Genomic DNA, 14,917 nt, shown 5'->3' on the forward strand with positions numbered 1-14,917 from the left:
GGATGCTGCACGATCCTCCGGGGCTGCAAAATCTATGCGTGAGGGCGAGAATCGGGCGAAAGTAAGTGCTGCGGGGCATACCGCCATCTCCTGATCCCGCGCGTAGGGCAGTGCGCCCGGCCTAAGCGGACCATTTATTCCTGGGCTTGGTGGCCCCACATAACCTTCGGCCAGCCCGTATGGCACGTGCCTGCAGGCCGCGTCGGTGAGCGACAAACGACCCGAGACTTCGTGGGGGACGTGGACTCCTCTGCCTACGCACATGTCCACCTCCGTCCTAGCGAGCCCGTGACTTGGCAGGGTCCCACCGTACAACCTCAGATGACACGCGCAGCTTACGCACGCGCGCCCATCTGAAAAGTCTAGTCACACTCGGTTTTTTTGGATAGTATGCTGCGAGGCCCAAAGAAGGGCCATTTTTCCTCAGGAGGCAATGTGGCCGTCGAGACCACCCCCAATTCCGCTGACTCCACTGATAGCGAGTCCGTAAAGAGCAGCATCGCCGCATCAGGCGCAGTAGATCAATGGAGGGCCCCTTCACGCACTCCCCGCGCTTATGTGATTGGAATGCCCATCGCCAGCGCCGGCCTGTGGATGGCACTTTTGGCCCCGGCCCTGGTGGTGCTCGCCGTCAAAATTTCCGAAATCACGACATCGGAGACCCGCGCAGGAGCGCTTAGCTTGGTGGCCGGCGTCGGAGCCCTCATTGCGCTCCTGGCCAACCCCTTCTTCGGCCGTCTCAGTGACCGCACAACCTCCCGCTTCGGGATGCGCAAGCCGTGGATCGTGGGCGGCTCCCTGATCGGCCTGGCATCCCTGGTCCTACTGGGGTCCGCCACCAGTGTGATGGGCGTCATGGTTGCCTGGGTTATCGCACAGCTCAGCTTCAACGCAGCGCTGGCGGCCCTGGTGGCCACCCTTCCGGACCAGACCGCTCCAGCCGAGCGCGGACGGCTCTCCGGACTGATCGGAGTCACCCTGCCGGTGGGACTCGTTGCCGCGGCGTACTTCGCCCAACTGTTCGACAACGCCTTCCAGATGGCGGTAGTCCCCGGAGCCGTGGGGACGGCAGTGACCCTCGTCTTCGCTTTCACCTTTAGGGACCGTGTGCTGACGGAGAAGCCTGCTCCGCTCAACCTGAAGGAGGTTGCAGGGTCCTTCTACTTCAATCCCCGCATCTACCCCGGCCTCGGTTGGGCCTGGTTCACCAAGTTCCTGGTGTACATCGGCTACTCAGCCGGGCTGCTGTACCTGCCGTACTTTTTCGCCGACCACCTCCACGTGGCAGAGGCCGCGATTCCGGGGCTCGTTTTCCAGGCCACGCTGGTGAGCTCTGCGGGAACCGTGGTTACCAGCATCGCTGGGGGTTGGATCAGCGACCGGATAGGAAAGCGCAAGGCAATGGTCATTGCCTCCGCCGTGATCATGATGGCGGGCCTAATGGTGATTGCCACGAGCAGCACTACGGACCAGGTTCTCGCGGGGCAGGCGGTCTTGGGCCTGGGCCTGGGCTGCTTCGGAGCAGTCGATGTGGCCCTCATCGCGGACCTCCTGCCCGGGAGCCAAAGGGAGAACGCCAAGACTTTCGGCGTCTTCAACATCGCCCAGGCCCTGCCCCAGTCCCTGGTACCCGCCATCGCCTTCCCCGTCATCACCCTTGGCGGGTACCCGGCCCTCTTCATCGGCGGGGCCGTCGTCGGCATTATCGGCGCCGTCCTCGTCACCCGTATCAAAGGAGTCAAGTAAATGAATCCCCCGCTCTCGCCCGCCGTCACGGCTCCGGCGGCCGGTTCGCCGGACGCGGAAGCACGCATCCTTGAACTGGCCGAAAGCCTCTCCCTCGAAGAACAGATCCAGCTGCTGACCGGCGCGGATGTCTGGGCAACGCACGCGCTGCCCTCCATCGGACTCTCCCGCGTGGTCATGTCCGACGGCCCCTCCGGCGTCCGCGGTGAGGACTTCGACGAGCGTCACGACTCCGTTTCCCTGCCGTCGTCGTCCGCACTGTCCGCAACCTGGAGCGTTGAAACGGCCCGCCGCTATGGCCAGGTCTTGGGCCAAGAGGCCCGCCGCAAGGGCGTCCACGCAGTCCTGGGCCCGACCATCAACCTGCACCGTTCGCCGTTGGGCGGCCGGCACTTTGAATGCATGAGCGAAGACCCGCGCCTGACCGCCACGATGGCGGCGGGGTACGTTGCCGGCGTCCAGTCCATGGGCGTAGGGGCAACACCCAAGCACTACCTTGCCAATGAGGCTGAAACCGAGCGTTTCACGTCCAACTCAGTGGTGGACGAGCGCCCCCTGCGCGAGCTCTACCTTGCAGCCTTCGAGGACGCCATCACCGAGGCCCGCGCCTGGCTAGTGATGAGCTCGTACAACTCCATCAATGGCACCACGGCCAGCGAAAACGAGCTCCTGAAGACGCCTCTGTCCACTGAGTGGGGCTTTGACGGCGTCGTCGTCTCCGACTGGACCGGCGTCCGCTCGGTGGAAGCCGCCAACGCCAACCAGGACCTGGAGATGCCCGGACCGGCAGGCCACTGGGGCCCCAAGCTGCTGGCCGCCGTGAAGGACGGCCGCGTGAGCAGGTCCGCCATCCTTGAAAAGGTGGTCCGAATCCTGCGGCTCGCCGCCCGCGTCGGCTCCCTCGACGGAGTTCCGCCCTATGTAACCGAGTTTCCCGCACCCCTGAACCCCGCCGCCGTCGCCTACGAAGTAGCCGTTCGGGGCGCCGTCCTGGTGCGCAACAGGGACGGCCTGCTGCCCCTGGATCCCGCAACGTTGTCCCGGGTCGCCGTCAGCGGCCACAACGCCGAAGAGGCGCGCACGCAGGGCGGAGGCAGCGCCACCGTCATGCCCAAGCAGAATGTCTCGCCCCTTGAGGGACTGCGCGAAGCCCTGCCGGGCGTCAGCGTGAGCTACGCGTGCGGTGCAAAGGTGGCGGAGGGCCTACAGGCGTTCCCCCGCGCTTCGCTGCACAACCCGGTATCCGGCGTGCCCGGAATTCGCGTGACTTTCCTGGCCGGCGACGGCACTGAGATGTCGGGTGAAGACCGGCTGGCCTCGCACCTGATCTGGTTCGGCGTCGGCATCCCCGAGGGGGCGGCTGCCATCCGGATGGAAACGGAGTGGACCGCACCGACGGCAGGCGTACATCACCTTGGGGTAGGTACTGTGGGCCAGATCCGGTTGTCCCTGAACGGTGACGAGGTATTCAACGGCGAGATCGAAGACGACACCGACGTGCTCGGCGCGGCCCTCTTCGACCCGCCCAAGACCGTCCACCCTGTCACCACTGCCGCCGGGGAATCCGTCCGCGTCGAGGCCGTGTTCGAACTGCCCAAGCAGCGGGCGCTTCCCTTCATGGCCATTCTCCTGGGCGAGGAAACGGTCGTGGATGACCCGCAGGCAGAGATCGACGCGGCGGTGGAAGCCGCCGGCTCAGCCGACGTCGCCATCGTTGTAGTGGGCACCAGCGCTGCCATTGAGTCCGAAGGCTTTGACCGTACGGACCTGGACCTCCCGGGCCGGCAGAACGAGCTGGTCGAAGCGGTAACCGCAGCAAACCCGCGCACCGTAGTGGTGGTGAACTCCGGCTCACCCGTCCTGATGCCATGGCTGGACAAAGTTGGCGCCGTCCTGCTGGGCTGGTTTGGCGGCCAGGAATTCGGCCGTGCCATCGCCGACATCCTGCTGGGTGCCGAAGAGCCCGGCGGCCGCCTTCCCACTACCTGGCCTGCCGCCCTGGCAGACGTCCCGGTCCTGGGCACCGTCCCAGTCGACGGCGACGTGGTGTACTCCGAAGGCATCCACGTCGGGTACCGCGCGTGGCTCAAGCAGCAGGCGTTGGGCGGCGCGGGCCCGGCTCTTCCTTTCGGGTACGGGCTGGGCTACACCACCTTTAAGCTTGGCATCCCCTCAGCGTCCCAAGTGGTGCCCGCTGGCAAAGACGTCGTGGTGCATGTTCCCGTCGCCAACACCGGACAGCGGACGGGCCGTGACGTGGTCCAGGTCTACCTGGACCGCCCCGAATCCGCCGTGGAGCGGCCCGTCCGCTGGCTCGCCGGCTACGCTGGAACCCACTTGGCACCCGGCGGCACGGAAAGCGTGGAGGTCAGAATTCCGGCCCGTTCCTTTGCACATTACGATCGCGGCTGGCAGATTGAGCCCGGCGTCTTCCGGATTCTCGTAGGCCGGCACGCAGAGGACGACTTCCAGGAACTGGAAATTGAGCTGGCATAACGGGCCATTCATAGTGCGTAATTCACCAGGGCGGACTCCTCCCTCCGCGGCAGCAGCGGGCTGTGGAAGCGTGGCGAAACCTGCGTATCGGGTCGGGAAAATACACCACGCAAGTGCCCGGGCTGGGAAACACCCACCCCGGGCATGTCGAGAGTAAAGGAGATGAGGGAACAACGTTGAGGTCTGGCAGCTGAGCGAGGTGGGGGTGTCCTGCCGTCTTACCGGCCAGGAGCGTATGTACAGGGAGGGAGCGACTAACTGGGTTCCACAAAGGCTAAGACCCGCGCCGGACTTCCGGTGCCACCAACGATCGGCAGTGGAGCCACAACCACTACCGCGCCCTTCGTTGGAAGCTTTGAGAGGTTCTGCAGTGAAGTTACGCCGTACTTGTTATTGCCGAGCAAGTAATAGTGCATGGGCATCTCTGGCTCCAATGTGCCAGCCTGTCCGGCATCTAGTCCCATAGTCTCTACGCCTACACCGGAGATTGTTGTTTCTTCAGCTAGCCAGCGGGCGCAATCTGCGGTGAAGCCAGGCGTGTGAGAGCCCGTTTCGTCAACGTTGGTGAACCTTTCTTGGTCCTGTGAATATGCGTCCCATCCAGTACGGAAAAGCGCCCAACCATTTTCGGGAAGGGTACCGTATTGTTCCTCCCAAGCCTTGATGTCACTGATATCGATGAGAAAATCCGGATCCGCGGCCGCTTGAGCAGTGAAGTCCAAAACGACGGCAGGACCAATGAGCCGATTTAAGGGAAGTTCCGAGACGTCATCACCATCTCGGCCGGTGACCCAATGAATGGGTACGTCGAGGTGCGTACCGGTGTGCTCTCCAATATGGATGTCGTTGGCCTTCCATACCGGTCCGCGGTCGTCATAGGCCGCTATTTCTTCCAAGGCGAATGGGAGCGGGCTTTGGAAGGGTTCCGGCAGAACAAGACTCGGCGTACTCGTCGTCAGTTTGTTCGTGAGATCAACGAGTGTGACAGTACCTGCGGCGAGGGATGCGAGCAGATCGGTAAGTTGAGACATGATTCTCTACCTTCAGTCGGAGGAGGAAGCCCGGGCTCGGGCACGCTGATCCGCAGCGGAATGCGTTAATTGTTACTTAACCATATATTCAGTGTAACTATAAGAGGATCGGGCTCACCCGGAAAATGCCTTGCTCCGTTATGAACGGGCGCGGAAGTGCAACTTCCAGACGCATCGACATGGAGCTCTGTGAGTTGTGCGGCCCGACTGCTGGACTCGTGACCATGAAGAGATCCCTGTGCCTACCAGTTGGCTTGCACGAACCGTTCTCGCGCATCTTCAACAGCATGAGTACGGTGCCGGCGGCACCGGGGCTCCGCCAGTTCGTCTTGGAAACCGTTGACGAAGACTGCCCCGGATGGCATCGCAGTCGAGAGCCGACGTGCAATCATGGCGGCCTAGGGCGCCCGCTTCGCCAGGGGTGTAGTGCACGTGCGGTTAGGAGTGAACTTTGCCGAACTAATTTGCGGGGGCAGCCTCGGTCACCCGCGGCCAAACCCTGTCATCAGCGGCATGTGACCCGATCCCCAGAGTGCTCCAACCCGCTGTTTTCCTATGACCGGCAGACCCGCCGGAAGCTTCAGGAGCCGACCGCGCTAAAGCTGGTTATGCTTTTCAGCCAGCTTGGTTGCTGTATCCGGGTCGACAGCAGCGATGGCATCTATTTCCATTACCGCGTTGTTGTACAGCGAATGCACACCCACAACAGTGCTCGCGGGCAAATTGGCGGTGTCAATGAGGGAGTCGCGCACCCGTCGGTAGGCCTGGAGCTTTTCCTCATCCAGGTGCTTGATGTAAACATTGACGCGCACGAGGCTAGAAAAGGTGGCACCGCCCCGGTAGAGGGCCTGCTCAAGCGCCTCAAAAGTCAGACGCATAGACTGCTCCATGTCTTCAGGGACGGGAACATAAACCCCTGACACGTACAGCAGGCCAGACTGAAGATCAAGGACACTATCAGCGATCCCGGGTACCACGGGGGCAGGAACTCGAACGAGTCGGTTTACCATTCAACTATCTCCTGTTAAGTAATGATGGACACATGTGCAGTGCCAATGCTAGCCTGACATTCCTTCCACTGAACTCCATGAACAGCGACGGAAACGTCGCGTTCTTTCCCGAAGGGGATTCTTATGACGATTCAGAGCTCTTCACCCGCTTCAGTTGGCATCGAGCGGCCGCTCTTCGATGAGGAACTAGTTGCCCGTGCCTCCAAGCTCGTACCACTGATCCGCGAACATGCATCCGAGGGATCGGCCAACGGTCAAATCTCGCCTGTTGTAATCGACGCGCTGGAGGCGGAGGGACTGCTGAACTTGCTGGTGCCCCGGCGTCTTGGCGGTCAGGAAGCTTCGATGCGGACTGTGGTCGAAGTCCTTGCCGAGATTAGCCGGGGCGATGGCTCAACCGGATGGGTTGCTTCGCTGCTCAACGCTGGCACATGGTTCGGCACGACTTTTACCGAACAGGCGCAAAACGACTTGTTTGCAGGATCTCCCAATACCAGGATCTCCGCCATCTTTACCCCAGGCAGCAGCATGAGACGGGTAGAGGGCGGGTATATCGTGAGCGGGCGCTGGCCCTATTCATCGGGTGCTTTCGCTGCCAACTGGGCTGCACTCGGGATCGCGCTCGACGTCCCTGAGGGTGAGGATCCGCGGGCGATTGCGCTGTTCTCCCGCGATCAATACACGATCGAGGAGAGTTGGTATGTCACGGGCATGAAGGGGACGGCCTCGAACACGGTCGTCATGGACGAACAGTTCGTTCCCGACCACCGGGTGCAGAGCTTTGCTGGAATGCGAGATGCGCAGTACCTGACGCCATATGCCGACCAGGAACGAAATTCACGCATGACATTTATCGCGGTTGCGGCCTTGGTTCTGATCTCCCCGCAACTGGGCCTTGCCCGTCATGCGCTGGAACTCACGCTCCAGAAGCTGCCCGAAAAGGGGGTCGCCTACACCCGATACACGCAGGCGAAAAATTCTCCTGTGCACCAGCTTGGAGTTGCGCAGGCGGCCACCAAGGTCCGGCTCGCAGAGCTTCTTGCGGGAAACGCCGCAGACCTGATCGACAAGTTCGCTTTCGAAGGCAAGCTGCAGGATATAGAAACACGAGCCCAGATCCGCAATGACATCGGCGTAATTGCTGATTTGGCAAAAGAGGCCATCGATTCGCTTCTGACCGCTAACGGAGCAGGCTCCTTTGCCGAACCAAATGTCCTTTCACGCATTTGGCGGGACTCTGAGATCGGTGCCCGGCACGCATACGTGACGCCGGAGGTCGGCAAAGAACTGTATGGCCGGGTCCTTCTAGGAGCCGACGATCCGATCACCATGGATGTCTAGACAATCCACCTGATCTTTCAGGAGTCTCATGCCCCGTGCCAGGCGGAGCCACTGGACTCCATACAAACCCTTCACCATCACATTAGGAGTAACAAAGTATGTCCCAGGATCGTTTCACTCGAATTCCCGCGCCCGTCGTTCCCGGAATCGCAGACAGTGTCAAGGTGAGCGCGGGCGACCTTCTGTTCGTTTCGGGCGCCGTCGGGTTCGAAGAGGACGGGTCGGTCCCCACTGACTTTGCCCGGGCCGTCGAACTGACGTTGCGGGAGCTTGAGCGCGCACTTGTCACCGGTGGTGCAAGTTTTTCGTCGCTTGCCCGTATCAACATCTACATCACGGATCTTGACAAGGAAAAACTGCGGATCTACCGCGAGGTTCGCGATCAGATCATGGACACAGAGGCTGTGCCGGCAAGCTCCCTGATCGGCGTCGCCGCCTTGTTCAACAACGCGACCATCGAGATTGATGCTATCGCAGCCGTCTAGCCGCAAGAAATAGGTGAGGAAGGTGCAGAAGAAAAAGGGATTCTGCGCCTTCCTCATTGACAGAGCAGTGATGCATATAAAGCGGTCCTCCAACGCTTCCCACGTCCGCTCTCAGCCGGATGTGCAACCGTTCCCGGACATCTTCAGCGTCACCAGAATTTTTGGTTCTGACCAACATGCGTCTTGCCAAGGGGTGCACGACAAAGCCGATCGTGAGGATGGTAGCAATTTACTTCCCAAAGGAAGATCTCGGCCGTGCGCTATAAATTACTGCACGTAAGATTTCGAATAAAATAAATATAAATGACTTCAAAGGAGAAACTATAGTGGCTGCGCGGAAAATACTAATTGTCGGAGGGTCGAGTGGAATCGGCTTGGAGCTAGCCAAGGATCTTACTGCGTCAGGCGACCAGGTGGTCCTTACGAGCCGCTCCCTCGACTCCGCAGAACAGGTAGCTTCCACATTGGGCAGCAATGCTCAGGGCGTCGCTCTTGATGTATCCGAACCAGAAAGCATCGCTGATCAGCTTAAGAGCGTCGGTAAGCTCGATGGTGTCGTGCTCGGAGCGATTGAACGGGATGCGAACACCGTCCGCGATTTCGATATTGCCAGGGCACGGCGCCTGGTAACCCTCAAACTCATTGGGTACACGGAGACCGTGCACACTCTCCTGGACCGGCTTGAGCCCAATGTTTCGACGGGCATTGTTCTGTTTGGAGGCCGCGCAAAGGACGCTCCGTATCCTGGATCCACGACAGTCTCCACAATCAATGGTGGTGTCGATGGACTTATGAACACCCTCGCGCTTGAACTGGCCCCCATTCGTGTCAACTCCCTGCACCCGGGAATCATCGGGGACAGCCCGTTCTGGGCTTCAAAAGATGCGGCACTCGAAGGTTACAAGTCGCGAACTCCGGGCGGCGAACTTGCGACCATGGAGGACATTGTTTCGGCGACAAAGTTCTTGCTCTTCAATAAGGGCATCTCGGCACACAGCCTAAACGTGGACCGAGGCTGGCGTATCAGCTAGACACCGGGTCAACTGGGCGGCTCGGAGGCGCTTCAGCGTCAGCGGGTCGCCCAAATGACAAAGATGACTTCACAGTAGGCTGCAACTCTTCTTCAGTTGCAGCCTGCTGTGTATCGCGTTACTACTCCTCAAATGCACTTTTCAGAGTGGAAATTTATGAACTGTCAGCAAGGATTTCCTATTGTGGTCGGCCTCGGTGAATTCGGCCAGAATTTGACTATGCGTCTTGCCGGGGGTGGGACTCTCTATGTCCATGACCATAACCCCCACAAGATTGAGTCGGCAGCCCGCGTGACGCGGGCGGTCGGTCTACCATCGCTCCGTTATCCGCCCCAGGACTGCGGAGCCGTGATCTTGTGCCCTATGTCCAGCCCAGCGGAAATGGGGGATACGGACAACCTTCTGGAGGGGCTGAGACCGGGAACACTGATCATCGATATGAGATCGCTGGATGCGGCAGAGTGTTTGGCCTTCCATGACGCAGCCGTTTTACGTGGTCTCGAGTATGTTGAGACTGCGGTGCGGGGCGGAGCAGAGGCTGCGGCCTTAGGCGAACTGACAATTGCAGTCGGTGGCACCACCGAATCCTTCGCGCGAGCAAGGCCTTGGCTTGAACCCGTCGCCGCGCTGGTGGTGCACAGCGGAGATATCGGTACGGGCAAGTGTGCCCTGGAACTTCAAAACATGATGTCCGCTGTTTCGTTTGCAACGGCCCATGAGGTGCTGAACGCTTCTGCCGGCATTCAGAGTGCGGCGATGATGAACCTGATGGCCGCTTCTGCAATGGCTTTGGGGGCCGATTTGCGTAGTAAGCCTGATTGTCTCAGAGCTGAATTCGACTCAGCAGATGCACTCGGTCGGGCAGTCCAACGGCTACGCACCAAACGGAGTGGCAGGCGTGGTTAGGCTTCCGCCTACGTTCGCTTCTAAAGCGCTGCCTGTTCTGGGCTGGCCCTAAACTGTCGCGGGCCATTTAGCTGCCAAGCGAGCGCCTTGTCACCGGGAGAAACTGGTCGGGTATATGGGCAGCTAGGCGCCACTGGTCAGCCGTGCTGACCTCAGTATCCGCTGCTGCGGATTCTCTCCTCCGAATCCATTCGGGATGCAGCTGCCGTACTCTTGGCGCAGGGGAGCGCCGGGGTAGCGCTGAAGGCCGTACAAACGATCTCCTCAATCCGTTTGCCTCCCCCTTACCGGGCACATTGGCAATGCGCACGCACGGTTGGTTTCCAATCCATTGGTGGGAACGGCTTCCAGGGATGCGTGATTCACACGCTAAAATGTCCAGGAAGCAGACCACGTAACCCGGATCCATTTAGTCTTCCGGTCGACTATGTCGAGAGTCAACCTCCAACACGTCAGCTATGTTCACGGTGCCCCATGCTGGACAATCGGACTCTGGTTTATGTCCTCACGAGCCAACCCTCCCGCCGTGCCGGTCACCCTGACGGCCGCATAAGAATCTCAATAAACTGGGAGAGTTCGGCGGGGTAGTCCACGTTTTTGTCATAAAGCCATTGGAGTTGCAGGCCGTCGGAAATAGCCACGACCAGCCGAGCTAGAACATCAGGGGGAACATCCGTGCGCACCTCTCCCGCGACCTGTTGTTGTTCTATTTCCTTGCGCAGGGCCAGCACCCCCGTGGCATAGCGTTCCCGGAAATACTCATGAGAAGCATGTTCAGGATCATGGGCAGTGGCAGACGCTACAACATACAGTGCCGTAAGCCCCGGTTCGGTCAGATTCCGCGCTGCCGAACGTACCATCAGCGATAACCCAGGCTCGGTGGCTTCCATTGCCTCCAGGCTTCGCCGGTCGCGCTCGGTCAGAACTTCTGTAAGGAGTTCCTGTTTACCCCGGAAGTAGTGAAAAAGGGTAGCTTCCCTAATGCCGACAAGCTCAGCGACCCGCTTCAAAGCTGTGCCTTCGAAACCATCTGTCGCGAACACATCGGTTGCCGTCCGAACGATCTGTTCGCGTCGCTCAGCACCCTTGGGGTACCTGCCGCGAGGCTTTCCTTCCTCAGTCACGGGAACAGTCTACTAACGCGCGGGATGGAGCATTTCACACTAGGTCTGCTCCGTGAGGGACCCTACGTCGCGTGACATCCGTATCGCCTGGTTTGGCCTCAAGAAAAAAATGAGCAGTACTAACCTGCGTGACGCAGTGGCATTTGTGAAGTTGCACGTCACAGTGTGAAGCTATAGCATACAGTACAAGGGCGCCTTCGAACTATTGGATCGGAAAGCCCAGCCCGCTGAAGGTCCGCGCAGGATCGCACAGACCTACTTCACGAAGAACGCCCGTTTACGTAGCCTTCCTGCCTAGCGCATCGATAGCCAGGAAGGCTGCCGGTGCCACAAGTGCCGCTACCGGGGATCAGACTGCGCGCCTTGCGAATGGGCCTACTGGTCCCCGGTAGCCCTGCGGCGTTCCCTCGGCGCCGCGTTTACCTAACCCGCCCTAGATGCCGGTACGGCCGGGACGCGGCATTGTAAAGACAGCGGGGAGAGGTAGAGATAGGGCGGCCTTTTCCCTCGAGCGTCAGAGGCCACTGGAATATTGTTCAGTCTTTGTTGACGCGAACCTGCACTCATGCAATTCTTTCTTGAGCAATCCCCAGCTTCGTTGACGAACAATAGGAGGGTCTATGGCAGGGGCAGCAATCCGCCCGGAGATAGCGGCGATTGTGGAGAGGATCGACGACCTTCGCCCCCTGCTCATCGCCGGGGGACGCGAAGCCGACCAGGAGCGACGCCTCCCCGAGGAGGCCTTTCGCGCAGTCGAGGCTACCGGAGCTTTAAGTATTTCTGTGCCAACGAAATTTGGTGGAATTGCCGCCAACACTCGCGAAGCCCACGCGGTCGCACGGGCGATCGGGCGCGGTGATGGCAGCTTTGCTTGGGTCACCGGCATTCTCGACTCTGGTGCATGGGTCCTCGGCCTCATGGAGGAACAGGCACAGGAGGACGTGTGGGGCGCTGGAGGAGGACTTGACTCGTACATCTCGATTGTGCTCGCCACGACGTCTGATGCCGTCTCGGTCGAGGGCGGCTATCAAGTGACCGGTAGATGGGGGTACGGCACTGGCAGCATGAACGCAACTTGGTCGTTGCTGGGCATCCCCCTCAAGAACGACCAGGGTGAAGTTGTAGACGCAGGTCTGGCGCTAATCCCCACCGCGGACCTGAGCTATGAGGACAATTGGTATGTTGCCGGCATGAAGTCCACTGCCAGCGTGGTGCAGATCGCTGAAGACGTTTTTGTGCCCGAACACCGCATTTTTCCACTGACCGCAGCCGTTGAAGGCGGATACCTCGGGCATAACCCCGAACAGACCTACCAGACAGTCTTCATCCCGTCATTATTCATGAAGCTCATTGGCCCGCACTTGGGCATGGGGCGGGCGGCGCTGGACTTCGTGATCGCCAAGGCCGAGTCCAAAGCCATCGCCTACACCAGTTACGACAAACAGGCAGACTCCGCGCTCTTTCAGGCCGCAGTCGCGAAAGCCTCTGTCCAGCTAGATGCTGCTGAGGCGCTCGCTACGCAGATGGCGGACGATATCTATGAAGGCGCCGGCAGGGGCTATTATGCCCCGTACAGTGAACGCATCGCGATGCGAGCCAAGGCCGGCTGGATCGTGGATACGATCACCAACATGATCAGTGATCTCACCAGCGCTCACGGTTCGGGCGGATTCGCCGAAACGTGGTCGCTGCAGAGAATCTGGCGCGATCAGGCCACCGCTGCGCGTCACGGGCACACACTCTCGGGAAGCGGTTATGAGGCGTTCGGCAAGGTACTGTGCAGCCGAGAAGAAGACGCGCGCTACATGCTGCCGATCGTTTAGTACTTGTCGAATAAGTCGTAGCATTGGAATAGCAGATTATGAAGAAATCCGATGATTCCCGAGTCGCCGCCGACGATTTCCGCTTCGCCTTTCGTGCACATCCGGCGGGGGTGGCCGTCATCACCGCCGATGCGGGCGACGGACCCGTGGCAATGACGGTCAGCTCGGTCGCCTCCGTATCAATCGATCCGCCCACCATCATGTTCTCGGCATCAGGTATCTCGTCGAGCACGCCCGTGTTCCGCCGCGCCGAGACGGTGGTGGTCCATCTGCTGGAGGCGGACCAGATAGGGCTAGCGAAGCTGGGCGCGCGCAGCGGCGCGGAGCGATTTGGACATGAGGTCGAATGGGGGCGTCTCCCCACCGGTGAACCTTATTATCCCGGCGCCACCTGGCTGCGGGGCAGAGTGACGCAACGCGTGGACGTGAACGGGTCGACTGTGATCATCGTCGAAGCGATCGAGGCAAAGCCTCGAGTTGTCGCCGAGGAAAGTAACCCCGTACCACTGGTTTACCACAACCGGCAATGGCACGTGCTGAGCGAGAAATCGACTCTGGCAGTCCCTGTCCCGTCCTTTTACCACGTGTACGGACGCGACGAGTAACGTCCCGAATCGTCTCTCGCCGGACTTTAGATGGCCCTGATAACTTGGGCCCTTTCGAAGGGGAGAGATCGCCTGGATATGCCAAGGGATTAGCATCAAGGTTGCAGCGCTCAGGTGGGGGAGTGGCTGGCCGCATACGTCTTTACAGCGGACTTCAGACTGAGCGCCTATCGCTTACGGTACTTGCGGTCTATGGCTTATTTGCTCACCCCCAGGCACATGCCAATGGCCTCCCAGGAGAGGCCGGTTCGCCGGGTTTTCTTTTGCAACTCGGCGACGGCCAAGGCATGGGCCGGAATCAGCCTTCAGGTTCAGCCTAGCCCCGCAGCGCGGCACGGTTACGGCGGTGTGCCGGCCCTTCACCACCAAGAGCGCGACTGTGGCAGGCACTACCGCCGCCCCAACCTACGATGGCCCCGCAGAGCAAGCCGCCGTTTCCCACTAGGTGTCGAAGATCCACTTCCCCAGGCTCGCCCGATCCGGAGGGCGCCGTATCGGCTTCGCGTTGGCCCGGGACACTCCAACCGGGCAGGGTGTATTTACCAAAGGACATGTCGCCGGGATTTACCTATTCAGACGTATGGGACAGCCGAAGATCTGAGCCCCGCCATTGAAGTGGTCAGGATGCTTGCGACGGCCGAAGGCCCTGGAATTGGCGAAACTCCGGCCAAATAGCGGTTGGCCGAAGTTCCATGAATAACCCTGGAGGCTAAACCTTGGGGTTGGCTGGGAACCGCGGGGCAGGGGAGGGGTTTACTTAAAGGCCGCTTGGCGGAGGTACTGGTAGACGGTTTCGCGGCTGATTCCGTAGTCGCGGGCCAGGACGACTTTCGGGATGCCGGTGCCGGCGCGTTGGACCAGTTCGGCTGCACGCTCGGGTGTCAGGGTCTTTTTCCGTCCTGTGTAGGCGCCGCGCTGTTTGGCCAGGGCGATGCCCTCGCGCTGCCGTTCCCAGGTCATCCCGCAGGGCAAGGACGAATTCACGTGCTCATCCTGCTTCCTGGTCCGGCACCGGTCTCAGCTCGCACGCGAAAACAACGGCCAGTCCTACTGCATCGAGTGCGAGGGCTGACAACGTTTCGGATAGCGCCGCCCGGCAGCCGTTGTCCCGCCCGGAGAATCGGGCATCAGCTGGCTGGCGGGGCGCGAAGAGGGCCTCGAAAATGATGCATCCGATGCAATACGGAGGGGTTTGATGGCGAAGTACGTTATCCGTTTTCTTGCCATGCGCGGGCGTTAGGGACGCTGATTCTTCTTGAAGACGATGTAGTCAGACATTCGGGTGGCTGCGCGGGCTGCGTGCTGTGTGATGACCGCGG

11 protein-coding genes and 2 pseudogenes are annotated in these 14,917 nt (G+C 60.4%); 9 read left to right on the forward strand and 4 right to left on the reverse strand.

Features of this window, described 5'->3' with window-relative positions:
* Window positions 1-567: 567 nt before the first annotated feature.
* Window positions 568-1,746 (forward strand): MFS transporter, encoded by a 1,179-nt coding sequence (locus MRBLMD1_RS20995; protein WP_364403376.1) that lies wholly within the window; start codon window positions 568-570, stop codon window positions 1,744-1,746.
* The gene (locus MRBLMD1_RS21000; protein ID WP_364403378.1) at window positions 1,747-4,242 is read left to right on the forward strand and encodes a beta-glucosidase family protein; all 2,496 of its coding nucleotides are present in this window, start codon (window positions 1,747-1,749) and stop codon (window positions 4,240-4,242) included. It abuts the gene before it with no gap.
* Between the two features lie 254 nt (window positions 4,243-4,496).
* Here MRBLMD1_RS21000 and MRBLMD1_RS21005 read toward each other — a convergent pair whose 3' ends face one another.
* Both MRBLMD1_RS21005 and MRBLMD1_RS21010 read right to left on the reverse strand, forming a co-directional pair.
* The gene (locus MRBLMD1_RS21005) at window positions 4,497-5,273 is read right to left on the reverse strand and encodes a cyclase family protein (protein ID WP_364403380.1); all 777 of its coding nucleotides are present in this window, start codon (window positions 5,271-5,273) and stop codon (window positions 4,497-4,499) included.
* Window positions 5,274-5,869: 596 nt separating this feature from the next.
* Window positions 5,870-6,283 carry a RidA family protein gene (locus MRBLMD1_RS21010; RefSeq protein ID WP_364403382.1) on the reverse strand — a complete coding sequence of 138 codons (414 nt, stop codon included), beginning with the start codon at window positions 6,281-6,283 and terminating at the stop codon, window positions 5,870-5,872.
* 123 nt (window positions 6,284-6,406) lie between these two features.
* Here MRBLMD1_RS21010 and MRBLMD1_RS21015 point away from each other — a divergent pair, with 123 nt between their 5' ends.
* From MRBLMD1_RS21015 to MRBLMD1_RS21030, 4 genes are all read left to right on the forward strand, one after another.
* Complete coding sequence (locus MRBLMD1_RS21015; RefSeq protein WP_364403384.1) at window positions 6,407-7,624, forward strand: acyl-CoA dehydrogenase family protein; 1,218 nt, start codon at window positions 6,407-6,409, stop codon at window positions 7,622-7,624.
* A gap of 98 nt (window positions 7,625-7,722) precedes the next feature.
* Window positions 7,723-8,109, forward strand: coding sequence for a RidA family protein (locus tag MRBLMD1_RS21020; protein ID WP_364403386.1), 387 nt, complete (start codon window positions 7,723-7,725; stop codon window positions 8,107-8,109).
* 326 nt (window positions 8,110-8,435) lie between these two features.
* Window positions 8,436-9,140, forward strand: a complete 705-nt coding sequence (locus MRBLMD1_RS21025) for an SDR family NAD(P)-dependent oxidoreductase (RefSeq protein ID WP_364403388.1) — start codon at window positions 8,436-8,438, stop codon at window positions 9,138-9,140.
* Between the two features lie 132 nt (window positions 9,141-9,272).
* Window positions 9,273-10,046, forward strand: a complete 774-nt coding sequence (locus MRBLMD1_RS21030) for an NAD(P)-binding domain-containing protein (RefSeq protein WP_364403390.1) — start codon at window positions 9,273-9,275, stop codon at window positions 10,044-10,046.
* 533 nt (window positions 10,047-10,579) lie between these two features.
* On the opposite strand, the gene MRBLMD1_RS21035 is transcribed toward MRBLMD1_RS21030, so the two are convergent.
* Entirely contained in the window at window positions 10,580-11,170 is a 591-nt protein-coding gene (locus MRBLMD1_RS21035; protein WP_364403393.1) for a TetR/AcrR family transcriptional regulator, read from the reverse strand.
* Between the two features lie 620 nt (window positions 11,171-11,790).
* On the opposite strand from MRBLMD1_RS21035, the gene MRBLMD1_RS21040 reads away from it, so the two are divergent.
* A complete protein-coding gene (locus MRBLMD1_RS21040) occupies window positions 11,791-12,993 on the forward strand; it encodes an acyl-CoA dehydrogenase family protein (RefSeq protein WP_364403396.1) in 1,203 nt (400 codons plus the stop codon).
* Between the two features lie 38 nt (window positions 12,994-13,031).
* The gene (locus MRBLMD1_RS21045; RefSeq protein WP_364403399.1) at window positions 13,032-13,598 is read left to right on the forward strand and encodes a flavin reductase family protein; all 567 of its coding nucleotides are present in this window, start codon (window positions 13,032-13,034) and stop codon (window positions 13,596-13,598) included.
* Between the two features lie 753 nt (window positions 13,599-14,351).
* On the opposite strand, the pseudogene MRBLMD1_RS21050 reads toward MRBLMD1_RS21045, so the two are convergent.
* Window positions 14,352-14,549: pseudogene (locus MRBLMD1_RS21050) on the reverse strand (helix-turn-helix domain-containing protein); the annotation flags it as partial.
* Between the two features lies 1 nt (window position 14,550).
* On the opposite strand from MRBLMD1_RS21050, the pseudogene MRBLMD1_RS21055 reads away from it, so the two are divergent.
* Window positions 14,551-14,670: pseudogene (locus MRBLMD1_RS21055) on the forward strand (DUF4193 family protein); the annotation flags it as partial.
* Window positions 14,671-14,917: the final 247 nt, after the last annotated feature.

It is taken from the genome of Pseudarthrobacter sp. LMD1-1-1.1 (assembly GCF_040676255.1).
Lineage (GTDB): Bacteria > Actinomycetota > Actinomycetes > Actinomycetales > Micrococcaceae > Arthrobacter.

Bases quoted from the DNA above. Each gene is read 5' to 3' on its own strand.
- MRBLMD1_RS20995 (WP_364403376.1), top strand. From the start codon at position 568: ATGCCCATCGCCAGCGCCGGCCTGTGGATGGCACTTTTGGCCCCGGCC.
- MRBLMD1_RS21000 (WP_364403378.1), top strand. From the start codon at position 1,747: ATGAATCCCCCGCTCTCGCCCGCCGTCACGGCTCCGGCGGCCGGTTCG.
- MRBLMD1_RS21005 (WP_364403380.1), bottom strand. From the start codon at position 5,273: ATGTCTCAACTTACCGATCTGCTCGCATCCCTCGCCGCAGGTACTGTC.
- MRBLMD1_RS21010 (WP_364403382.1), bottom strand. From the start codon at position 6,283: ATGGTAAACCGACTCGTTCGAGTTCCTGCCCCCGTGGTACCCGGGATC.
- MRBLMD1_RS21015 (WP_364403384.1), top strand. From the start codon at position 6,407: ATGACGATTCAGAGCTCTTCACCCGCTTCAGTTGGCATCGAGCGGCCG.
- MRBLMD1_RS21020 (WP_364403386.1), top strand. From the start codon at position 7,723: ATGTCCCAGGATCGTTTCACTCGAATTCCCGCGCCCGTCGTTCCCGGA.
- MRBLMD1_RS21030 (WP_364403390.1), top strand. From the start codon at position 9,273: ATGCACTTTTCAGAGTGGAAATTTATGAACTGTCAGCAAGGATTTCCT.
- MRBLMD1_RS21040 (WP_364403396.1), top strand. From the start codon at position 11,791: ATGGCAGGGGCAGCAATCCGCCCGGAGATAGCGGCGATTGTGGAGAGG.
- MRBLMD1_RS21045 (WP_364403399.1), top strand. From the start codon at position 13,032: ATGAAGAAATCCGATGATTCCCGAGTCGCCGCCGACGATTTCCGCTTC.